At 72.3% G+C, this 22,274-nt stretch carries 18 protein-coding genes; 2 read left to right on the top strand and 16 right to left on the bottom strand.

What is annotated here, in order from left to right; all coding sequences use genetic code 11:
• Positions 1–7: 7 nt before the first annotated feature.
• Positions 8–637 (bottom strand): dienelactone hydrolase family protein, encoded by a 630-nt coding sequence (locus AC07AL_RS05450; RefSeq protein WP_363582902.1) that lies wholly within the window; start codon positions 635–637, stop codon positions 8–10.
• Positions 638–800: 163 nt separating this feature from the next.
• On the opposite strand from AC07AL_RS05450, the gene AC07AL_RS05445 reads away from it, so the two are divergent.
• Positions 801–2,504 (top strand): alkaline phosphatase D family protein, encoded by a 1,704-nt coding sequence (locus tag AC07AL_RS05445; protein WP_478317022.1) that lies wholly within the window; start codon positions 801–803, stop codon positions 2,502–2,504.
• Positions 2,505–2,593: 89 nt separating this feature from the next.
• Here AC07AL_RS05445 and AC07AL_RS05440 read toward each other — a convergent pair whose 3' ends face one another.
• The 6 genes from AC07AL_RS05440 to AC07AL_RS05415 all read right to left on the bottom strand — a co-directional run bounded on the left by AC07AL_RS05440 (position 2,594) and on the right by AC07AL_RS05415 (position 9,218).
• Positions 2,594–3,475 (bottom strand): ABC transporter permease, encoded by an 882-nt coding sequence (locus AC07AL_RS05440; RefSeq protein WP_363582904.1) that lies wholly within the window; start codon positions 3,473–3,475, stop codon positions 2,594–2,596.
• Between the two features lie 32 nt (positions 3,476–3,507).
• On the bottom strand, positions 3,508–6,312 hold the full coding sequence (locus AC07AL_RS05435; RefSeq protein WP_478316920.1) for an alpha/beta fold hydrolase: 2,805 nt from the start codon (positions 6,310–6,312) through the stop codon (positions 3,508–3,510).
• A 156-nt stretch (positions 6,313–6,468) separates the two neighbouring features.
• The gene (locus AC07AL_RS05430; RefSeq protein ID WP_363582908.1) at positions 6,469–6,930 is read right to left on the bottom strand and encodes a GNAT family N-acetyltransferase; all 462 of its coding nucleotides are present in this window, start codon (positions 6,928–6,930) and stop codon (positions 6,469–6,471) included.
• 1 nt (position 6,931) lies between these two features.
• Positions 6,932–7,870, bottom strand: coding sequence for an RluA family pseudouridine synthase (locus AC07AL_RS05425; protein WP_363582910.1), 939 nt, complete (start codon positions 7,868–7,870; stop codon positions 6,932–6,934).
• A 60-nt stretch (positions 7,871–7,930) separates the two neighbouring features.
• Complete coding sequence (gene lspA / locus AC07AL_RS05420; RefSeq protein WP_400805704.1) at positions 7,931–8,584, bottom strand: signal peptidase II; 654 nt, start codon at positions 8,582–8,584, stop codon at positions 7,931–7,933.
• Positions 8,585–8,750: 166 nt separating this feature from the next.
• The gene (locus AC07AL_RS05415; protein WP_244293330.1) at positions 8,751–9,218 is read right to left on the bottom strand and encodes a TraR/DksA family transcriptional regulator; all 468 of its coding nucleotides are present in this window, start codon (positions 9,216–9,218) and stop codon (positions 8,751–8,753) included.
• Positions 9,219–9,859: 641 nt separating this feature from the next.
• Between AC07AL_RS05415 and ileS the strand changes: the two genes are divergently transcribed.
• Positions 9,860–12,988 carry an isoleucine--tRNA ligase gene (gene ileS, locus AC07AL_RS05410; protein ID WP_478316919.1) on the top strand — a complete coding sequence of 1,043 codons (3,129 nt, stop codon included), beginning with the start codon at positions 9,860–9,862 and terminating at the stop codon, positions 12,986–12,988.
• Positions 12,989–13,173: 185 nt separating this feature from the next.
• Here the strand turns inward: ileS and AC07AL_RS05405 are convergent, their stop codons facing one another.
• The 9 genes from AC07AL_RS05405 to ftsW form a co-directional block, all read right to left on the bottom strand.
• Complete coding sequence (locus AC07AL_RS05405; protein ID WP_478316918.1) at positions 13,174–14,508, bottom strand: DivIVA domain-containing protein; 1,335 nt, start codon at positions 14,506–14,508, stop codon at positions 13,174–13,176.
• 59 nt (positions 14,509–14,567) lie between these two features.
• Positions 14,568–14,849: a YggT family protein gene (locus AC07AL_RS05400; protein WP_063347232.1), complete on the bottom strand. Its 282-nt coding sequence runs from the start codon at positions 14,847–14,849 to the stop codon at positions 14,568–14,570.
• Positions 14,850–14,948: 99 nt separating this feature from the next.
• On the bottom strand, positions 14,949–15,551 hold the full coding sequence (locus AC07AL_RS05395; protein WP_031071810.1) for a cell division protein SepF: 603 nt from the start codon (positions 15,549–15,551) through the stop codon (positions 14,949–14,951).
• A gap of 303 nt (positions 15,552–15,854) precedes the next feature.
• Positions 15,855–16,661, bottom strand: a complete 807-nt coding sequence (locus AC07AL_RS05390) for a YggS family pyridoxal phosphate-dependent enzyme (protein WP_079135532.1) — start codon at positions 16,659–16,661, stop codon at positions 15,855–15,857.
• Entirely contained in the window at positions 16,661–17,392 is a 732-nt protein-coding gene (gene pgeF, locus AC07AL_RS05385) for a peptidoglycan editing factor PgeF (RefSeq protein WP_478316915.1), read from the bottom strand. The genes AC07AL_RS05390 and pgeF overlap by 1 nt, the downstream gene beginning before the upstream one ends.
• Positions 17,389–18,603, bottom strand: a complete 1,215-nt coding sequence (ftsZ, locus tag AC07AL_RS05380; protein WP_363582920.1) for a cell division protein FtsZ — start codon at positions 18,601–18,603, stop codon at positions 17,389–17,391. The genes pgeF and ftsZ overlap by 4 nt, the downstream gene beginning before the upstream one ends.
• A gap of 363 nt (positions 18,604–18,966) precedes the next feature.
• Positions 18,967–19,743: a cell division protein FtsQ/DivIB gene (locus AC07AL_RS05375; RefSeq protein WP_363582922.1), complete on the bottom strand. Its 777-nt coding sequence runs from the start codon at positions 19,741–19,743 to the stop codon at positions 18,967–18,969.
• Positions 19,736–20,842 (bottom strand): undecaprenyldiphospho-muramoylpentapeptide beta-N-acetylglucosaminyltransferase, encoded by a 1,107-nt coding sequence (murG, locus tag AC07AL_RS05370; RefSeq protein WP_063347235.1) that lies wholly within the window; start codon positions 20,840–20,842, stop codon positions 19,736–19,738. The genes AC07AL_RS05375 and murG overlap by 8 nt, the downstream gene beginning before the upstream one ends.
• Positions 20,843–20,848: 6 nt before the next feature.
• Entirely contained in the window at positions 20,849–22,219 is a 1,371-nt protein-coding gene (ftsW, locus tag AC07AL_RS05365) for a putative lipid II flippase FtsW (RefSeq protein WP_478316912.1), read from the bottom strand.
• Between the last annotated feature and the right edge of the window lie 55 nt (positions 22,220–22,274).

The following is a 22,274-nucleotide window of genomic DNA, read 5'->3' as shown; positions in this document are numbered from 1 at the left end:
CTCCCGGTCAGGAATCCAGCTCGCCGAGGAAGTCCAGCGCGATGGCCCAGGCCCGCTCCGCCGCCTCGGCGTCGCAGTCGGCCAGCTCGGTGTCGGTGAACAGGTGCCCGGCGCCCCGGTAGCGGTGAACCTCGACGTCGGCCCCGGCCCGCCGCATCCCCAGGTACCAGGCGTTCAGCCAGTCCTCGGTCTCGAACGGGTCCGGCTCGGCGACGTGCAGTTGCACCGGGATCTCGGTGGCCGCGTCCTCGCGCAGGTCGGAGGTGCCGTGCAGGAGCAGCAGGCCGCGGGCCTTGTCGTCGGCGAGGGCGAGGTTCTGCGCGAGCGAGCCGCCGAGCGAGAAGCCCGCGTAGACCAGGCCGCCGTCCGACAGCGGAGCGGCGGCGGTGACGGCCCGGCGCAGCAGTTCCTCGCTGCCGCCGACCTCCTCCTGGTACGCCAGTCCGGCCTCGATGTCGTCGAAGGTCCGCCCGTCGTACAGGTCCGGGGTGTGCACGGTGTGCCCGGCGGCGCGCAGCCGGTCGGCGGCGGCGTGGACGGCGGGGCGCAGCCCGAGGGCGGAGTGGAAGAGGACGATCTGGGCCACGGTCGGGGTCCTTCGGCAGCTGAGGGCGGGTACTCCCCCATGATCCCGCATGATCCGGCGACCCGACTTCCCCGGCCGGCCCGCCCCGACTTCCCCGGCCCGCCCGCGCCGAACCGCAGCCCCTTTCCCCTCCACGACGGGTCGTCAGGTCACCTGATTTACCTACGCTTTACTAGCGGGTAACCTTCCGGACGTGAACGATCTTGTCCATGACATGACCCCCGCCCACCCGCGCCGCCGCCAGGTCCTGAAGGCCGGCGCGCTGGCCGCCGGCGCGACCGCCGCCCTCCCGATCGCCCTCCCCACCCCCGCCGAAGCCGCCGAGCCGGCCCAGGCCGCCGGAGCCGCCCAGGCCCCCGGAACCCCCGAAGCCGCCCCCCGCTTCCTGCACGGCATAGCCTCCGGCGACCCCCTCCCCGACGGCGTCCTGCTCTGGACCAGGGTGACGCCCCGCCCCGAGGCCGTCCCCGGCTCGGGCCTCGGCCCCGACACCGAGGTCCGCTGGGAGCTGGCCGCCGACCAGGCCTTCACCCGCGTCGTCGCGAGCGGCACGGTGACCGCCACCGCCGTCGCCGACCACACCGTCAAGGCCGACGTCCGCGGCCTGACCCCGGACACCCCCTACTGGTACCGCTTCACCGCCACCGCCACCGCCGGTACCGGCACCGCCGCCTCCCCCACCGGCCGCACCCGCACCACCCCCGCCACCGACGCCGCCCTCTCCCGGCTGCGGTTCGGCGTCGCCTCCTGCGCCAACTGGGAGGGCGGCTACTTCTCCGCCTACCGCCACCTCGCCGCCCGCGGCGACCTGGACGCCTTCCTCTTCCTCGGCGACTACATCTACGAGTACAAGACCGGCGAGTTCTGCGCCCGCGGCACGGTCGTGCGCCCGCACGCCCCCACCCACGAGATCCTCACCCTCGCCGACTACCGCACCAGGCACGGCCAGTACAAGACCGACGACGACCTCCAGGCCCTGCACGCCAAGCTCCCGACCATCGCGATCTGGGACGACCACGAGTTCGCCAACGACGCCTGGTCCGGCGGCGCCGAGAACCACACCCCGGGCACCGAGGGCGCCTGGGCCGACCGGATGGCCGCCGCCAAGCAGGCCTACTTCGAGTGGATGCCGGTCCGGCCCTCGATCGCCGGCACCACCTACCGCCGCCTGCGCTACGGCAAGCTCGCCGACCTGCACCTGATGGACCAGCGCTCGTTCCGCTCCCAGCAGGCGAAGACGGGCAGCGGTGCCGTCGACTCGGCCGACCGCACCCTCACCGGCCGCGCCCAACTGGACTGGCTCAAGGCCGGGTTGTCCGCCTCCGACACCACCTGGCGGCTGATCGGCAACGAGGTGATGATCTCCCCGGTCGCCTTCCTCTCGCTGCCCGACTACCTGCTGCGCCCGCTGGCCAAGCTGCTCGGCCTGCCCGGCGAGGGCGTGGCGGTCAACCCCGACCAGTGGGACGGCTACACCCACGACCGCCGCGAGCTGCTCGGCCACCTCAAGGCGAACGGCATCACCAACACCGTCTTCCTGACCGGCGACATCCACTCCGCCTGGGCCGCCGACGTCCCGAACGAGGCCGCCACCTACCCGCTGTCCGGCAGTGTCGCCACCGAGTTCGTGGTCACCTCGGTGACCTCCGACAACGTCGACGACCTGCTGAAGGTCGCCCCGCAGACCGTCTCGCTGGCGGCCGGCACCGCGATCAGGACGGCCAACCCGCACGTCAAGTGGGTCGACCTGGACTCGCACGGCTACGGGATCCTGGACATCACGCCCGAGCAGACGCAGATGGACTACTACGTCCTCTCCGACCGCACCCGCAAGGACGCGACCAGCAGCTGGACCCGCTCCTACCGCACCCGCACCGGCACCCAGCGGATCGAGCGCGCGAACGCCCCGATCGCCTGACCCCACCCCGGGCCCCACCCCGGACATCCACCCCTGTCACCCGCCCCGGGCCCGCCGCACCCACGCGGCGGGCCCGCAGCACGACGGCCCTACGACACCACGTCCTTGCGCGCGAACCCCCGGAACGCCAGCGCGAGCAGCACCGCCGCGTACGACAGCGACAGCGAGACGCCCTGCACCATGCCGCCCCACTCCAACTGCGGCTGCAGGGCGTCCGCCCAGGCGTACTGCCAGTGCGCGGGCAGCCACTCCCGCAGGCCCCCCAGCGCCGTGACGGCGTCCAGCACCCCGGTGATGATCGACGCGAACACCGCCCCGCCGACGGCGCCCAGCGGCGCGTCCGTCGCCGTGGAGAGCCAGAACGCCAGCGCGGCGATCACGATCTCGGCGAGGAACACGTAGGCCGCCGCGACGGCCAGCCGGGGCAGCGCCTCCCCGGCCGAAAGGCTGGCCCCGGTGGGCAGCTTGAGGTCCCCCCAGCCGTACGCGGCGGTGCCGACGACCAACCCGATCAGCGGCAGCATCACCACCGCCACCGCCGAGAACGCCAGCCCGACCGCGAACTTGCGGGCCAGCAGCCGGGCCCGGGGCACCGGCGCGGCCAGCAGGTAGCGCAGCGAGGACCAGCTCGCCTCGGAGGCGACCGTGTCGCCGCAGAACAGCGCCACCGGGATGACCAGCAGGAAGCCGGTGCCCACGAACAGCATGGTGGCGGCGAAGTTGGGCCCGGACGCGGTGGCCAGGTCGATGAAGGTGGTCCGGTCGGGGCGGCTCGGGGTGCCGCCGATCTGGAACGCGGCCAGCATCACGAACGGCAGGGCGGCCAGCACCGCGCCGATCACCAGGGTGCGGCGGCGCCGCAGTTGGCGCATCGCCTCCACCCGCAGCGGCAGCGTCCGGCCCGCCCGGTACCCCTCGGCGTGGTCCGCCGACACGACGCCGCTCGCGCCACTGCTCACATCGCTGCTCACGTCACCGCTCGCCCCACCACTCACGCCACTGCTCACGCCGCACCTCCGATCAACGACAGGAACGCGTCCTCCAGCCGCCGCTGCGGCCCGGCGCTCTCCACCGGCACGCCGAGGCGCACCAGTTCGGCCAGCAGTTCGTGCGCCGCCAGCCCGTCCAGGCGCACCAGCAGCCCGCCCTCGACGGCCTCCGCCGACCCGACCCCGGCCAGCGCGCCCACCTTCTCGACGACCGACCCGGGCTCGTACCCGGCGGGCACGCCGAGGAACAGCAGCTCGCCCGCACCGACGATCTCACCGACGGCTCCGGTGGTGATCAGCCGCCCGCGGTCCATCACCACCAGGTCCGTGCAGCTCTGCTCGACCTCGGCGAGCAGGTGGCTGGAGACGATGACGGTACGGCCGGCGGCGGCGTACCGGATCATCACCTCGCGCATCTCGCGGATCTGCGGCGGGTCGAGCCCGTTGGTCGGCTCGTCGAGGATCAGCAGGTCCGGCATCCCGAGCATGGCCTGGGCGATGGCGAGCCGCTGGCGCATGCCCTGCGAGTAGGTCCGCACCGCGCGGTCGAGCGCCTCGCCGAGACCGGCGATGGCCAGCGCCTCGTCGAAGCGGGCGTCCGCCTCCGGCCGACCGGTGGCCTGCCAGTACAGCCGCAGGTTGGCCCGGCCGGTGAGGTGCGGCAGGAAGCCCGCGCCCTCGACGAAGGCGCCGACCCGGGAGAGCACCGGTGCGCCGGGGCGCACCAGGTGGCCGAAGATCCGGATCTCGCCCGCGTCGGGCCGGATCAGGCCCATCAGCATCCGCAGCGTGGTGGTCTTGCCGGCGCCGTTGGGCCCGAGCAGGCCGAGCACCTGCCCCTGCTCCACCCGGAAGCCCAACTCCCGCACGGCGTAACGGTCCTGAGCGCCCTTGTAGCGCTTGCTCAGGCCGGTGATCTGCAACGGCACCCCGGCCAGCGCCGGATCGTACGCCGGCCCGTCGCCCGCCCCCCGCCGACGGCGGCGCAGCAGCCGGGGCGACAGCACCAGGCCGAGCGCCACCACGACGGCCGCCAGCGGCAGCAGCCAGGTGCGCGCGGGCAGCGGCGTGGCCTCGGTGACGAGTTCGTCGTCGGTCGGCACGGTGAGCGCCCCGGCCGGCGCGACCCGGTAGGTGGCGGGCTCGACGGGCGAGGCGTACGCGAGGTCGGTGGCGGCCAGGACGAGCCGCAGCCGGTGCCCGGCGGCGAAGGTGTGGTCGACGGCGGGCAGCGCGACCGTGACGGTGCGGCCCGCGTCGGCGCCGGTGACCCGCAGCGGGGCGGCGAGCTGCTGCGGGAGCACGGCCTTGCCGTCCGGGCCCACGTCGTACAGCTTGGCGAAGAGCACCGCGTCCGGCCGGTCGGCGCGCACCTGGACGGGCACGGTGGGCTGCCCGGTCAGGTGCAGCGGCTGGTCCAGCGGCGCGGAGTCGAAGGCGGCGTGCTGGCCGGGGAAGTCGAGCGACAGCCCGGCGCCCAGCGAGGCGGCCTGGCTGAGCGCGCCGATCCCGGGCAGCGTCGAGATCCCGGGCGGAGCCCCGCCGGGCGGGTTGGCGATGGTCTGCTCACCGCCGGCCAGTTCGACACCGTGGGAGCCGGTTCCTCCCAGGCCCGGGTAGCGGTCGGCGGAGGCGCCGCGCAGCACGGCCTGGAAGCCGGTGGAGTCGACGCCCCCGGTGCGGGTGACCCGGAACGCGGGGCCGGTGTCGTCGCCCTGCCCCTTCAGGTAGCGGTCGAACCAGGCGGTCACCCGGTCGTCGACCCGGGCGCTGGTGTCGGTGCCGCCGTCGTGCCCGCCGGCGAACCAGTCCACCGAGACGGGCGCCCCGTTGGCCGCGACGGCCCGGGCGATCCGGTCGCCCTGGTCGAGCGGGAACAGCGAGTCCTGCTGGCCCTGCACGACCAGGGTGGGCGCCTTGAGCTGCGCGGCCACCGAGGACGGGCTGGAGCGGTCCAGCAGCGCGACGGCCTCCGGGTCGGCGTGCCCGGCGGTGGCGACCCGGTCGTACATCTGGCAGAGCGACTCCAGGAACCGCCCGCAGCCGACCGGCCCGCCCGCGGCGTCGCCGCCCTGCCCCGGCCCGCCCTGCCCGGCCCCGCCGCCGCGCGGCGCGCCGCCGGAGGGCCCGAGGTCGCCGGCCGCGCCGGTGGTGAAGAAGATCCCGGCCCAGAGCTTCTTGAACACGCCGTCGACGGCGCCCGAGCCCTGCACGCCCTGCGGGAACAGCGCGTCGGCGAGGTTCCACCAGGTGATCTGGGTGGCCACCGCGTCGATCCGGTGGTCGTACGCGGAGGCCAGCAGCGAGACGGCGCCGCCGTACGAGGCACCGGTGATGCCGACCCTGGGGTCGCCGGGCCCGTCGAGCTGCACCTCGGGCCGCTGGGCCAGCCAGTCCACCAGGTGCTTGACGTCCTCGACCTCGCGGTCGGGCGCGTTGAGGCCGATCTTCCCGCCCGAGTGCCCGAAGCCGCGTGCCGACCAGGTCAGCACCGCGTAGCCCTGCCGGGCCAGCTGCTGGGCGCGTTCGCGCTCGCCGTCCTTGGAACCGCCGAAGCCGTGCGCGAGCAGGACCGCCGGGCGCGGGGTGCTGCCGGTGGTGAAGAAGGAGGTGTCCACCTGGACCTGCTGGTCACTGCCGGGGGTCTCCGGCATGGCGAGGAAACGGTCCTCCTGATGGACCGCCGGCTCACCGCCGGACGCCACCGTCGCCGTACCGACCCCGGCCACCACCACCAGGGCCACCGCACCGGCCACCACCCTGCGCCGCACCGTCGTACCCCGGCTGCGCCACCGGCGCCACGCCCCACCGAACTCCATGGGGGCTGATCGTATCCGCCCCCCGGGTAGGCGTCCGATAAGGCCACCGCCGAAGCCGCCGCTTCCGCCCCGTTCACCCCGTTGCGCCCTGGTACGGCACGGGACGACGGAGATCCCCGCACCCCACCAGGGGTACGGGGATCCACAGGGCGCGCCCTACAGCACCCGCGTCATCGTCCGATGCGGTATCCCCGCGTCCTCGTACACCGGGCCCTCGGCCGCGTACCCCAGCCGCTCGTAGAACCCCAGCGCCCGCACCTGCGCGTGCAGTTCCACCTCGACGGCCCCGCGGTCGAGCCCGGCCGCCTCGATCGCCCGCACCAGCTGGGCCCCGAGCCCGGTCCTCCGGGCCGCCGACACCACCGCGAGGCGTCCGAGCAGCACCCTGCCCTCGACACCCCCGGTGAGCTTCAGCGCCTGCTCCCCGAAGATCAGCCGTCCGGTCCCGAGCGCGGTCCCGTCCGCCGCCACGGCCAGCAGGTGCACCGAGGTCGCGTCGTACTCGTCGTACTCCAGCTCCTCCGGCACGTTCTGCTCGACGATGAACACCTCGCGCCGCACGTCCCGCACCAGCGCCAGGTCCGCGGCGCCCGCCGCGGTCCGGATGGCCGCCGTCATCTCAGCTCTCCGACGAGATGATGTCGAGCGCCTTGCGCAGGTCGGGCGAGTACTCGCTGGAGAACTCGACCCACTGCCCGTCCGCCGGGTGCTCGAAGCCGAGCGACACGGCGTGCAGCCACTGCCGGGTCAGCCCGAGCCGCTTGGCCAGCGTCGGGTCGGCGCCGTAGGTCAGGTCGCCCACGCAGGGGTGGCGCAGCGCGGACATGTGGACCCGGATCTGGTGGGTGCGCCCGGTCTCCAGCTTGATGTCGAGCAGCGAGGCCGAGCGGTAGGCCTCGATCAGGTCGTAGTGGGTGACGGACGGCTTGCCGTCCTTGGTCACGGCCCACTTCCAGTCCGAGCTGGGGTGCCGCCCGATCGGCGCGTCCACGGTGCCGCTCAGCGGGTCCGGGTGCCCCTGCACGAGGGCGTGGTAGCGCTTCTCGGTGATCCGGTCGTGGAACTGCCGCTTGAGGTCGGTGTACGCGCGCTCGGACTTGGCGACGACCATCAGCCCGGAGGTGCCGACGTCCAGCCGGTGCACGACGCCCTGGCGCTCGGCGGCGCCGGAGGTGGAGATCCGGTAGCCGGCCGCGGCGAGCCCGCCGATGACGGTGGTGCCGGTCCAGCCGGGGCTGGGGTGGGCGGCGACGCCGACCGGCTTGTCGACGAGCACGATGTCCTCGTCGTCGTGGATGATCCGCATGCCCTCGACCGGCTCGGCGATGATCCGCACGGGGGCGGCGGGGGCCGGGATCTCGACCTCCAGCCAGGAGCCGGCGGTCACCCGGTCCGACTTTCCGGCCACGGCGCCGTCGAGCGTCACCTTGCCGTCGGCGGCCAACTCGGCGGCCTTCGTCCGGGAGAAGCCGAACATCCGGGCGAGGGCGGCGTCGAGGCGCTCGCCCTCCAGGCCGTCGGGTACGGGGAGGCTGCGGATCTGCGCTGCGGTACTCACCCGTACGAGTATGCCGGAACCGCGGCCCTCCGCCGCCCGCCCGACCGCCCGGGGCCCCTGCTACTCGGTCTTGCCGCCCTGCTGGTGGACGGTGCCGTCCGGGTTGCTGCCCCGGAAGGAGAGCAGCACGACGAGGATTCCGCCGCAGACGATCGCCGAGTCGGCGAGGTTGAAGACCGCGAAGTGCTGGACGGAGATGAAGTCGACGACGTGCCCGCGGAAGACGCCCGGCGAGCGGAACAGCCGGTCGGTGAGGTTGCCCAGGGCCCCGCCGAGCAGCAGCCCGAGCGCGATCGCCCAGGGCAGGCTGTACAGCCGGCGGGCGATCCGCCAGATCACCACGATGACGGCCGAGGCGATCATCGTGAAGACGACGGTCAGCGCCTGCCCCATGCCGAAGGCGGCGCCGGAGTTGCGGATGACCTGGAAGGTGACGACGTCCCCGATCACCTTGATCGCCGCGTGGTTCTCCAGCCGGGCCACGACCAGCAGCTTGCTGCCGAGGTCGATCAGGAAGGCGAGCAGCGCGACGACCATCAGCACGCCGACCCGCCGACGGCCCTTCGGCGCCTCCGCCGCGGCCGGGGCGCTCGCCTCGGTGGGCCCAGCAGGCTCGGCGGGCTCGGTGGACTCGGCCACGGCCACCTCCACGGCTTCGGCGGGGGTCGGGACGGCGTCGTCCCGCGTCTGGGGGGAACCTTGCGTACTGATGATCCGCTCCGCTGCCGGTGGAGCTCCCCCGGTTGGAGGTGGGGGAGGGTGGGCCCATTGGTCGCCGTACCGGACACCTCCGAACCGGACGTGTCCCGAGGATTCAGGCGACGTTACGGGGTCGAGCGTACGGCAAGCCCGACCCCCTGCGCCGCCCCGGTCGGCCGCGTCAGCGGCGTTCCTGCTTGGCCTTGCACTGCACGCAGAGCGTGGCCCGGGGGAAGGCCTGCATCCGGGCCTTCCCGATGGCCTGCCCGCAGGACTCGCAGGTGCCGAAGCCGACGCCCTCCAGCCTGGTCAGGGCCCGCTCGGTCTGGGCGAGGCTGTCCCGGGCGTTGTTGGCGAGCGCGAGCTCGCTCTCCCGCGAGATGTTCTTCGTACCGGCGTCCACCTGGTCGTCACCGGCTCCGTCGTTGGAGTCACGCATCAGGCCGGAGATGGCCGCCTCCGCGGCGTCGATCTCGTTCTGCAGCCGCTCCAGCTCGCTGATGAGCTCGGTGTGCAGCTCGTGGACCTCGTCGGTGGTCCACGGGTCCTCGCCGGGCCGGACCGGCAGCGTGGCCGGGTCCACCGACTCGGCGCCGCGCGGCACGGTGACGGTGTCGGTGCTGCTCTTCTGCCGTGCGGTAGTGGTCACGGTCCCCTCCCCTGGATCGGCCGCCACGGCCTTGCGTGCCCGCTTGGTGGCGGTACCCGCGCCGGTTGCCTTCTCAGCCATGGCTTCGACCCCATCTACGAACGAATCGAGCCGCCGGTTCCCGGCGGCCTCCAGTGCCGGAACGATAATCCCGATCAAAACCGGTCACAACATGACATTCCGACGCCCCATGATGATCCCACCCAGGCAGCCGCCCCAGCCGCCACGCCCCGCGCGCTGACCAGACTTGTGCCCAGATCACCCCCGCCTAACCACCACCGCCGCCGGCCCCGGAGCGCCCCGGCCGTCCACCGCGGGGAAAAACGATTTGGACAAACCGACTCGCCCGGCCGATACACTGGCCCTGCAAGGCGCAGATGGGACGAGTACCGACGTACGCAGCCACCAGCGACCCGGGGACGGTGCGAGCCCGGGGGTGTGCACGGCGGGAAGATCACCCCGGAGCCGCCGGAAGAACGGCCGCCCGCCACCGCGCGGGCCGGCCCACTAGACCCGGCAGCAAGCCCAAACAAGAGGGCCGCAGCAGCACCGCGGCCAAGGAGGGTGGTACCGCGGGGCGGCTCGCCGTCTCGTCCCTCCGTCGGATCCCGTTCACATCCGCCGGAGGTATGACGCCCGCGATGAGCACCTACAACTCCGTCCCCGCACAGGTGGACCTGCCCGCCCTCGAACACCAGATCCTGTCGTTCTGGCAGGACAACAAGATCTTCCAGCGCAGCCTGGAGCAGTCCGAGGGCCGCCCCGAGTGGGTCTTCTACGAGGGCCCGCCGACCGCCAACGGCATGCCCGGCGCCCACCACATCGAGGCCCGCGTCTTCAAGGACGTCTTCCCCCGCTTCCGGACGATGAAGGGCTACCACGTCGCCCGCAAGGCCGGCTGGGACTGCCACGGCCTCCCGGTCGAGCTCGCCGTCGAGAAGGAGCTGGGCTTCTCCGGCAAGCAGGACATCGAGGCGTACGGCATCGCCGAGTTCAACGCCAAGTGCCGCGAGTCGGTGACCCGCCACACCGACGCCTTCACCGAGCTGACCACCCGCATGGGGTACTGGGTCGACCTCGACGAGGCCTACCGGACGATGGACCCGTCGTACGTCCAGTCCGTCTGGTGGTCGCTCAAGCAGATCTTCGACAAGGGCCTGCTGGTCCAGGACCACCGGGTCGCCCCCTGGTGCCCGCGCTGCGGCACCGGCCTGTCCGACCACGAGCTGGCCCAGGGCTACGAGACCGTCGTCGACCCCTCGGTCTTCGTCCGCTTCCCGCTGACCAGCGGCCCGCTGGCCGGCCGGGCCGCGCTGCTGGTCTGGACCACCACCCCGTGGACCCTGGTCTCCAACACCGCCGCCGCCGTCCACCCGGAGGTCACCTACGTGGTGGCCACCGACGGCGAGGAGAAGCTGGTCGTCGCCGAGCCGCTGCTCGCCAAGGCCCTCGGCGAGGGCTGGGAGGCCACCGGCGAGTCCTTCACCGGCGCCGAGATGGAGCGCTGGGCCTACCGCCGCCCGTTCGACCTGGTCGAGATCGAGAACGCGCACTACGTCCTCAACGCCGACTACGTCACCACCGAGGACGGCACCGGCATCGTCCACCAGTCGCCCGCCTTCGGCGCGGACGACCTCGCGACCTGCCGCAGGTACGGCCTGCCGGTGGTCAACCCGGTGCTCGCCGACGGCACCTTCGCCCCCGAGGTCCCGCTGGTCGGCGGCCAGTTCTTCAAGAAGGCCGACGAGGCCCTGGTCGCGGACCTCAAGGAGCGCGGCCTGCTCTTCCGCCACCTCCCGTACGAGCACAGCTACCCGCACTGCTGGCGCTGCCACACCGCGCTGCTCTACTACGCGCAGCCGTCCTGGTACATCCGCACCACCGCGGTCAAGGACGCCCTGATCCGGGAGAACGAGGCCACCAACTGGTACCCGGAGAACGTGAAGCACGGCCGCTTCGGCGACTGGCTGAACAACAACATCGACTGGGCGCTCAGCCGTAACCGCTACTGGGGCACCCCGCTGCCGATCTGGCGCTGCGAGGAGGGCCACCTCACCTGCGTCGGCTCGCTGGCCGAGCTCTCCGAGCTCACCGGCACCGACCAGAGCGAGCTCGACCCGCACCGCCCGTACATCGACGACGTGACCTTCGCCTGCCGCGAGTGCGGCGGCGCCTCGACCCGGGTCCCCGAGGTCATCGACGCCTGGTACGACTCGGGCTCGATGCCCTTCGCCCAGTACGGCTACCCGTACCAGAACAAGGAGCTGTTCGAGAAGCGCTACCCGGCGCAGTTCATCTCCGAGGCGATCGACCAGACCCGTGGCTGGTTCTACACGCTGATGGCGGTCGGCACCCTGGTGTTCGACAAGAACAGCTACGAGAACGTCGTCTGCCTGGGCCACATCCTGGCCGAGGACGGCCGCAAGATGTCCAAGCACCTGGGCAACATCCTGCAGCCGATCCCGCTGATGGACCAGCACGGCGCCGACGCCGTCCGCTGGTTCATGGCCGCCGGCGGTTCGCCCTGGTCGGCCCGCCGGGTCGGCCACGGCACCATCCAGGAGGTGGTCCGCAAGACCCTCCTCACCTACTGGAACACCGTCGCCTTCCAGGCCCTGTACGCCCGCACCGCCGGCTGGTCCCCCTCGGCGGCCGATCCGGCCCCGGCCGACCGCCCGCAGCTGGACCGCTGGGTGCTCTCCGAGCTGAACACCCTGGTCCGCGAGGTCGACGCCGCCTTCGAGGCGTACGACACCCAGCGCGCCGGCAAGCTGCTGTCCGGCTTCGTCGACGACCTGTCCAACTGGTACGTCCGCCGCGGCCGCCGCCGCTTCTGGCAGGGCGACGCGGCCGCGCTCGCCACCCTGCACGAGGCGCTGGAGACGGTCACCCGCCTGATGGCCCCGATGACCCCGTTCATCACCGAGCAGGTCTGGCAGGACCTGGTCGTCCCGGTCGCCGCGGACGCCCCGGCCTCGGTCCACCTGGCCACCTGGCCGCAGGCGGACGAGTCGCTGATCGACACCGACCTCTCCCGGCACATGGCGCTGGTCCGCCGCCTGGTGGAGCTCGGCCGGGCCACCCGCGCCGAGTCCGGCGTGAAGACCCGTCAGCCGCTGTCCCGCGCGCTGATCGCCGCCCAGGGCTGGGACGAGCTGCCCGCCGACCTGCGCGCGCAGATCGCCGAGGAGCTCAACGTCTCCACCCTGGAGTCGCTCGCCGAGGTCGGCGGCTCGCTCGTCGACACCAGCGCCAAGGCCAACTTCCGCGCCCTGGGCAAGCGGTTCGGCAAGGGCGTGCAGGACGTCGCCAAGGCGGTCGCCGCCACCGACGCCGCCCGCCTGGCCGCCGAACTGCGCGCCGACGGCGAGACCTCGGTCGAGCTGAACGGCGAGCCGGTCGCCCTCTCCCCGGACGAGGTGGTCATCACCGAGACCCCGCGCGAGGGCTGGGCCGTCGCCAACGAGTCCGGCGCCACCGTTGCCCTCGACCTGGCCATCACCCCGGAGCTCAAGCGGCTCGGCGTCGCCCGCGACGCCATCCGCCAGATCCAGGAGGCCCGCAAGAACTCCGGTCTCGACGTCGCCGACCGGATCGTCCTGCGCTGGCGGGCCACCACCGAGGAGACCGCCGAGGCCATCGCCGAGCACGGCCCCCTCGTCGCCGAGGAGGTCCTGGCCACCGACTTCGCCGCCGGCACGGCCGACTGGGACTCCGAGACCTTCGCCGACGAAGCCCTCGGCCTCGCCTTCCAGCTCCGCAAGGCCTGACCGACTCCGAAGCCGCCGTCACCCCGCCCGGGGCGACGGCGGCTTCGCCGTACCCGCGCGCCCCCGAAGCGACGTCACCACCCCGCGTGCGCCCGTCCCCCACCCTCGTCCGCACCACAGCAGAGCGCCCCCTGTTCGACCCGCGGGTCGAACAGGGGGCGCTCTCAAAAGGCCTCGCTACAACCTCAGTTGTCGCCGTCCTCGTCGATCAGGAAGCCCCGCATCGGTGCCGGAGCCTGCTGCATCGGCTGCGGAGGCTGCGGGCGGACGGCCGCCATCGGCTGCGTCATCCCGGCCGGCTGCATCTGCGGCGCGCCGGTGTTGCCACCGGACGCCTGACCGCCGAAGCTCGGTGCCGGCGGGTTGCCGCCGAAGGAGCTCTGCCCGCCGAACGACGGCGCGTTGCCGCCGAAGGCCGGCTGGTTGCCACCGAAGGCCGGGGCACCGCTCATCGCACCGGCACCGGCCGGAGCCATCGACGAGGCCGCCGGCGGCAGCGACGCGGTGGCGGGGATCCGCGGCGGGGCGAGCGAGTCGTCGGCCTGCGACTCCAGCTGGCGCAGCTGGGTCTCCAGGTACGACTTGAGGCGCGTCCGGTACTCGCGCTCGAACGCCCGCAGGTCCTCGACCTTGCGCTCCAGCGTGGCGCGCGCGGACTCCAGCGAGCCCATCGCGACGCGGTGCTTCTCCTGCGCGTCCCGCTCCAGGGCGTCGGCCTTGGCACGGGCGTCGCGCTCCAGGCCCTCGGCGCGGCTGCGGGCCTCGCCGACGATCTTGTTGGCCTCGGAACGGGCCTCCGAGATCGCCTGGTCGGCGGTCTGCTGAGCGAGCGCCAGGACGCGGGCGGCACTGTCGCCACCGGGGCCCTGCTGCTGCATGGGGGCGCCCATGGGGCCGCCCATCTGCTGCTGCTGCGGGCCGCCCATGGGGCCGCCCATCGGCTGCATCTGCTGCTGCTGGCCCATGCCCTGGCCCATCGGGTTGCCCATCTGCTGCGGGCCACCAGGGCCGCCCATGGGCTGGAGCATCTGACCGCCCATCGGCTGGACCAGCTGCTGCTGGCCGCCCATGGTCTGGTTCATCTGCTGCTGCGGGCCGCCCATCTGCTGGGGGCCGGCGGGGAGCTGCGGGGCGCCGGAGGGCAGGCCGAGCGGCTGGTTGCCCATCTGCTGCTGCTGCGGGCCGCCCATCTGCTGCTGCTGCGGACCACCGGGGCCCATCTGCTGCTGCGGGCCGGGGCCCTGCTGGCCGGGAACCGGCGGGCCGGATATGGCGGCCGGAACGGGGGCGCCCGAACGGGCGTCCTGCGGCGGCTCCTTCCGCATGTTCGCCTGGTTCTGCGCGGCGGCGCGAGTCGCGGCGGCCAGCTTGGCGCGCAGGTCCTCGTTCTCGCGAAGCAGGCGGGTCAGCTCTCCTTCGACCTCGTCGAGGAAGGCATCGACCTCGTCCTCGTCATAGCCTTCGCGCAGGCGGACGGTCGTGAACTGCTTGTTCCGAACGTCCTCGGGGGTCAATGGCATCTCTTCACCTCAACGTGATCGTCGGCACACCGGCATCCTGTCGCATCGCTCACCTACGACTAGGGCCGCACAAGCGAGATCAGGACATACACAATGATCATCAGTACGAAGAAGGACAGGTCGAGCGCCACGCCCCCGAAACGCAACGGCGGAATGAACCGCCGAAGAAGCTTGAGCGGCGGATCCGTGACAGTGTACGTGGCCTCCAGGACCAGGACCATGGCCTTGCCGGGCCGCCACGAACGCGCGAACTGGAAGACCCAGTCCATGACCAGTCGCACGAGCAGGAACACCAGGAAGACGGTCAGGGCGTAGTAGAGCACCGCCCACACGATGTCCATCGCGTTTCCCTCTCCCCGGTTCCGGGCCCTTGGGCCTGCCGCTCGTCACCTGTCGCTAATCCACTGTTGATCAGATCCACACGTAAAGTCGTGGCCGGGTCAGCTCTGGTTGAAGAACCCACCCTCGGCGATCCGAGCCTTGTCCTCCGCCGTGACATCGACGTTAGCAGGCGACAGCAGGAACACCTTCTGTGTCACGCGCTCGATACTGCCGTGCAGACCGAAGACGAGTCCAGCGGCGAAGTCTACGAGTCGCTTCGCGTCGGTGTCGTCCATCTCGGTCAGATTCATGATCACGGGGGTCCCGCCACGGAACTGTTCCCCGATGGTACGGGCCTCGTTGTAGGTCCGCGGGTGCAGCGTGGTGATGCGGTAGGGCTCTCGTTCGTTCACTACCTTGGGCATGATCACCGGGGCGCTCTTCTCCAGGTTGTGGCGGCGTTCGGGTGTGATGGACGACACTGGGGCCATCCTCGGGGTCTCCTGCCGGATCGGCACCGCGGCCGGGACCGGCTGCGGAGTGATCGAGGAGACCGGGGCGGGCGCGGCGGCCGGCCGGGGGATGTCCTCGGTCCGCTGTCCCGTTCGAATCGGCTCGGGGTCCGCGTCGTAGTCGTCGTCAGGGTCGTACCCCTGACCGTCGTACGTCTCGTCCTCCACGAGGCCGAGGTAGACCGCCATCTTGCGCATTGCGCCGGCCATGCTCCTGTCTCCTCCGCTCATAGCCACCTCGCTGGCGCTCGGTGGCGGCTTCGCGAAACGCGCACCTTCCGATGGTCGCTCGCTCTGCTCGCTCCGTGCGGACCGGCTCCGTCCCGGCGGCCAGGCCGTGCGGCCCTGCCTGCGGATTCCGCGGTCCACCCACGACGGCCCGTCAGGCCGACGGCCGGTCAGAGTTCGTGGGGTGGGGGCCGCGGAGCTGCGATCCACGGTTCGCTAGCGCTCCGAGGAGCTGCTAGATTCTGTCCTATTTTGTCCTGCAGTCTGATCTACTACCCGGTGACGTTACCTGAGGGGTGACCTCACTCCGAGTACCGCCGTTCCGACGCGCACATGTGTCGCCCCGGCGGCAATCGCCTGCTCAAGGTCACCGCTCATTCCTGCGGAGACCATGGTGGCAGCAGGATGGGTCGTGCGTACTGCGGTTGCGATTTCCGTCAGCCGCTCGAAGGCACGGAGCGGGTCTCCGGCGAGCGGACCGGCCAACGGAGCGACGGTCATCACACCGTCCAGCCGCAGGCCGGGCGTGTCGGCGATCGCGTCCGTGAGTTCCGCGACGTCCTCCGGGGCGACGCCGGCCCGGTGGGCCCCCTCGCCGTGCTCCTTGTCCAGGGCCACCTGCACCAGGCAACCCAGCTCCGGGCGCTCGGACTTGAGCACCGCCGCGGAGAGCGACCCGACCAGCCGCAGCCGGTCCACCGAGTGCACGTGGTTCGCGTACCGGACGACCGAGCGGACCTTGTTGGTCTGCAGCTGTCCGACGAAGTGCCAGTCAAGAGGAAGGTTTCTGCACTGCTCTGCCTTGGGTGCGGCGTCCTGGTCGCGGTTCTCCGCGACATCCGTCACACCCAGTCCGGCCAACAGCGCGGTGTCCTCGGCGGGGTAGGTCTTGGTGACGACGACCAGGGTGACCTCGTCGCGCGGCCGTCCGGCAGCCGCACAGGCGTCGGCGATCCTCCGCTCGACCACGTCGAGGTTGGTCCCCAGCTCCTCGTACCGGGCCCGCTGCCCCTCCGTCAGGGTCTCCAGCCAGCTCTGGTCGGGAAGGCCGCCGCGACTCCCCGGGAACGGTCCGTAGATGTCGTTCGTCATCAATGATCAGAGCCCAACCAGACGTAGCTCGCGAGCCGGCCGGTGCGCTGCTCGCGGCGATAGGAGTAGTGATCCGCGGATTCGAGGGTGCAGACCGGTGACCGCACCAACCCGGTGACCCCGGCGGCGGCCAGCTGGGCCGCGACCCCCTCGGCCACGTCCAGCGCCGGTGTTCCCCAGGAGGTCTCGGCGAACGCGGCGGGCACCACCTCGGCGACCTCCGCCCGCAGGCCGGCCGGCACCTCGTAGCACCGGCCGCAGACCGACGGGCCGGTGGCCGCGGCGATCCGGCCGGGTTCGGCCCCCAGTTCGACCATCGCCCGCACGACCGCGGGCACCACCCCGGCCGCCAGCCCGGGCCGGCCCGCGTGGGCCGCGCCCACCACGCCCGCCACCGGGTCGGCCAGCAGCACCGGAGTGCAGTCGGCGGTCAGGACGGCGAGCGCGAGCGGCCGGTCGGTGACCACCGCGTCCACCGTGGGGGCGTCCCCCGGCGACTGGCGCTGCGTCACCACGGCGACCCGCGCGCCGTGCACCTGGTTCATCCAGACCACGTCGGCCGGGTCGAGCCCGAGCTCCCCGGCGGCGATCGCCCGGTTCTCCCGGACGGTCTCCGGGTCGTCCCCCACCGCCCCGCCGAGGTTGAGCTCCCCGTACGGCGAAGTGCTCACCCCGCCCCACCTGTCGGTGAAGGCGAAGTGAGCACCCGCGCGTACGGCGTGATCGATCACTTAAGGAAATCCGGGACGTCGAGCTCCTCCGCCGGGCTCTCGACGAACGGCTGCCGGACCGGCTGCACCTGCGGCGGCACCGGGGCGGTGGTCACGGTCTCGGTGGCGCGCGGCGCGGCGTGGGTCTCCCCCTCCGAACGCGACGTCACCGAGCCGATGCTCCCGTAGGACGGCCGGGTGGCCGGGCGCTCCGGGGCGGCCGGCGGCGTGGCCGACGCGGCGGGGGTGGCCTTGACCACCGGGTCGCGGACGATCGCCGGCGGCTGCCCGCCGTCGAAGCCGGCCGCGATGACGGTGACCCGGACCTCGTCGCCGAGCGCGTCGTCGATGACCGCGCCGAAGATGATGTTGGCCTCGGGGTGCGCGGCCTCGCTGACCAGCTGGGCCGACTCGTTGATCTCGAACAGGCCGAGGTCGGAGCCGCCCGAGATGGAGAGCAGCACGCCGCGGGCGCCGTCGATCGAGGCCTCCAGCAGCGGCGAGGAGATCGCCATCACGGCGGCCGCCTTGGCACGGTCCTCGCCGCGGGCCGAACCGATGCCCATGAGCGCCGAACCGGCCTCCGACATGACGGACTTGACGTCGGCGAAGTCGAGGTTGATCAGACCGGGGGTGGTGATCAGGTCGGTGATGCCCTGGACACCGGAGAGCAGGACCTGGTCGGCCGAGCGGAACGCGTCGAGCACGCTGACCTGGCGGTCCGAGATGGACAGCAGCCGGTCGTTGGGGATCACGATGAGGGTGTCGACCTCTTCGCGCAGGCTCGCGATGCCGTCCTCGGCCTGGTTGGCGCGGCGGCGGCCCTCGAAGGTGAAGGGGCGGGTGACCACGCCGATGGTCAGGGCGCCGAGCGAACGGGCGATGTTGGCGACCACGGGCGCGCCGCCCGTGCCCGTGCCACCACCCTCACCCGCGGTGACGAAGACCATGTCGGCCCCCTTGAGGACCTCCTCGATCTCCTCGCGGTGGTCCTCGGCGGCCTTGCGGCCGACCTCGGGGTTGGCGCCGGCGCCGAGGCCCCGGGTGAGTTCACGGCCCACATCGAGCTTGACGTCGGCGTCGCTCATCAGGAGGGCCTGCGCATCGGTGTTGATCGCGATGAACTCGACGCCCTTGAGACCGACCTCGATCATCCGGTTGATGGCGTTGACACCACCGCCGCCGATTCCGACGACCTTGATGACTGCGAGGTAGTTCTGCGGTGCTGCCACGTCGAAGGCCTCTCGCCTCGAATTTCCGGGTCGGCCCGACCCGACGGGGGATCGTACCGACGGATGTCGATGGGTAGGGAGCCTGGTTTCCGACTGAATGTCCGAAATGCCGACCGCCGACCCCAACCCTAAACTTGACCTTTAGGGTTAGTCCTGTGCCTCCGTCACATCACCAGGGGGCACAGTCTGGTGACACAGGACACTAGGTGGCTCCAGGCACGTGTTTCAACGAACACGCCGAGCTTCCCCTTTTCTTTTGAGCCTATGTGATCATCGGCCGGCACATGAAACCGGGGTGACCACCAAGGGTCGGGCCGACACTTCACAGCGTCAACCCCTCCCTCAGGCACAGAACCTACCGGATCATCCCGACACCGCCGGCGCCTCCGGCGCACTCACGTCGAAGTTCGAGCCCTTCTGAGCCATCAGCGCGACCAGCGTCCGGGCCTTGCGGTCGGTCTGCTCCGGGCTCCCCCAACGCACCGTCGCACCCCCGCTGAGCTGCAGCTGAATATCGTCGTACGAGTGCACCAGCACCGCTCCGGCCCGCTTCGCCACCTCGGGCGGCAGTCCGGCGGCCACCGACACCGCGCCCTGAACCAGCTGCGAACGGGAGATCACCCCGTCCGCGTCCTTGGCCTGCTGACTGAGCCGCAGTTCCACCACCGGCACCCCCTCCGGCGGGGCCGCCTCGGTGGCGAAGCTCACGCCGGCGGCGTCCACCTGGGTGAACTGACCGTCCTCCCCCTTGACGGCGGCCACCGCCGTGCGCTGGACGACCTTCACCCGCAGGGTGTGCGGCCAGCCCCGCCACACCTCGGCCTTCGCCACCCGGGGGATCGCCTCCACCCGGCGCTGGACGGCGTCCAGGTCCACTCTGGCCAGCGGGCCGTCACCGATCCCGCCGATCGCCTCGCGGACCTGGTCCGCCGTCAGCTTCTCGTCCTTCGGCCCCTGGACCGCGACCTCGCGCACGTCCAGCACCGAGGAGAAGAACACCACCCAGGCCAGCACGCCCAGCACCGCGGCGCCGAGCACGCTCAGCACCACGATGCCCCGCCGGGAGAGCCGGAGCCGAGGAGCGGACTCCTCGGCCTCCAGCTCTTCCTCCAGCGGGTCGGCGAGCCGGCCGTCAGCCACGGCGGCGACCGCCGCGGGAGGCCTGGATCGCCTCGTAGACCATGCCGACCAGCAGGTCGTCGGCGTCCCGGCGGCCGAACTCGGCGGCGGCCCGGCTCATGTCCCACAGCCGCTGCGGGTCGGTGAGCACCGGCAGCACGTTCTGCAGCACCCACTCCGGGGTCAGCTCGGCGTCGTCCACCAGCAGGCCGCCGCCGGCCTTGACCATCGGCTGGGCGTTCAGCCGCTGCTCGCCGTTGCCGATCGGCAGCGGGACGAACGCGGCGGGCAGCCCGACGGCGGCCAGCTCGGCGACGGTCATGGCGCCGGCCCGGCAGAGCATCAGGTCCGCCGCCGCGTAGGCGAGGTCCATCCGGTCGACGTACGGCACCGCGCGGTACGGCGGCATCCCGGGGATGTCCTCGACCTGCGGCAGCTCGTTCTTCGGGCCGACGGCGTGCAGGATCTGCACGCCGTACTGCTGGAGCCGCGGGGCGATCGCGGTGACCACCTCGTTGAGCCGGCGCGCGCCCTGGGAGCCGCCGGAGACCAGCAGGGTGGGCAGCCGCTGGTCGAGGCCGAAGTAGTGCCGGGCCTCCGGCCTGGCGGCGCCCCGGTCCAGGGTGGCGATGGTCCGGCGCAGCGGGATGCCGATGTACCGGGAGTCACGCAGCTTGCTGTCCGGCGTGGAGACCGCGACGAAGTCCGTGTAGCGGGCGCCGATCTTGTTGGCCAGGCCCGGACGGGCGTTCGCCTCGTGCACCACGATCGGCACGCCGGCCCGCTTGGCGGCCAGGTAGGCGGGCATCGCGACGTAGCCGCCGAAGCCGACCACGGCGTCCGCGTTGACCCGCTCGATGATCTCCTGGGCGGCCCGGACGGTGCCGCGCAGCCGGCCGGGGACGGTGATCAGCTCGGGGGTGGGCTTGCGGGGCAGCGGGACGGCCGGAATCAGCTCCAGCTGGTAGCCGCGTTCCGGCACCAGCCGGGTCTCCAGTCCGCGCTCGGTTCCCAGGGCGGTGATCCCGATGGACGGGTCGTGCCTGCGGAGGGCGTCCGCGAGGGCCAGCGCCGGCTCGATGTGACCGGCGGTCCCCCCGCCGGCGAGTACGACATGCACCGAAATTCACCGCTCCCTGCGTGCCGGCCCCGGGGCCGGGCGCGCTGTGGTTCGTCGTCGTGGCAGCACCCGGGCCAGTCGTCTCCTGATCCGGGAGTTCTTGCTCCGGGCGGCCAGCGCCGCCTTCGCGCCCGAGGTGCTGCGCGCCAGGCACAGCAGCACACCGATCGCGGACATGGCCGACAGCATGGCGGAACCGCCGTAGGAGAACAGCGGGAGCGGGACGCCCGCGATGGGCAGCAGTCCCAGCGCCGACCCCAGGTTGATCATGGCCTGCGCCATGATCCAGGTGGTGGCGGCTCCCGCGGCGTACCTGACGAAGGGGTCCTTCGTACCGATGGCCACACGGATACCCGCGTAGCCTAGTGCCGCGAAGAGACCGATCACCGACAGCGTCCCCACCAGGCCCAGTTCCTCGCCGGTCGCGGCGAAGATGAAGTCGGTGTGCGCCTCGGGCAGCTGGCCCCATTTCTCCACGCCGGCACCGAGACCGGTGCCGAAGCCTCCGCCGAGCGCGAACGAGTACACGCCGTGCAGCGCCTGGAAGCAGGCCCCGTCCGGGTCGGGCTTGGTGACGCCGATGCAGCCCAGGCGCTCCGCCCGGTGCGGGACGGTGATCACCAGCGCGGTGCAGACGACCACGGCCACCCCGACGGTGGCCACGAACAGCCGCAGCGGCGCGCCGACCATCCAGAGCAGCGCGAACAGCATCGCCACCAGGATCATCGAGGTGCCCATGTCGCCGCCGAGCATGATCAGCGCGAGCAGCAGCAGGGCGCCCGGCACCAGCGGGACGAGCAGGTGCTTCCAGGTGGTGAGGGTGCCGGCCTTCTGCTTGCGGGCGAGCAGGTCGGCGCCCCAGAGCACCAGCGCGAGCTTGGCGAACTCCGAGGGCTGGAACTGGAAGAAGCCGAAGTCCAGCCAGTTCTGGTTGCCGTTGATCCGCACCCCGATGCCGGGTACGGCGACCAGCGCGAGCGCGCCGATCACCCCGAACATCACCGGGTAGACGATCACCCGCAGCACCGCCAGCGGCACGGAGGCGAAGCCGATCAGCAGGACCAGGCCGAGGATGGCCGCGATCAGTTGCTTGAGGAAGTAGTACTGCGCCGAGTGGTGCTGGCCCAGCGCGAGGATCTGCGAGGCCGAGAAGACCATCATCAGGCCGAGCACCACCAGCAGCAGCGTCGTGCCGATGACGAGCAGGTAGGGCGTGAGCGGCCGGTCCAGCCAGTACCGCACCCGGTACCGGAAGGCCCGTACCCGGGCCAGCGGTCCGGCCGACTTGTACTTGGTCGTGGTGGCCGAGATCACGCGCCACGGCTCGGCGGCCTCCCGCTCCGGTGCTCCGGAACCCGCCCTGCCCTGCCCAGCCACTCCCCGCTCACTCTCTCTTCACGGCTCACCCGCCGCCGGGCCGCTCCGGCCCGGT

The sequence above is a fragment of the Kitasatospora sp. NPDC043949 genome (genome assembly GCF_056435365.1).
The sequence above is the reverse complement of the archived record's forward strand: the minus strand, read 5'-3'. Positions and strand labels throughout refer to the sequence as shown.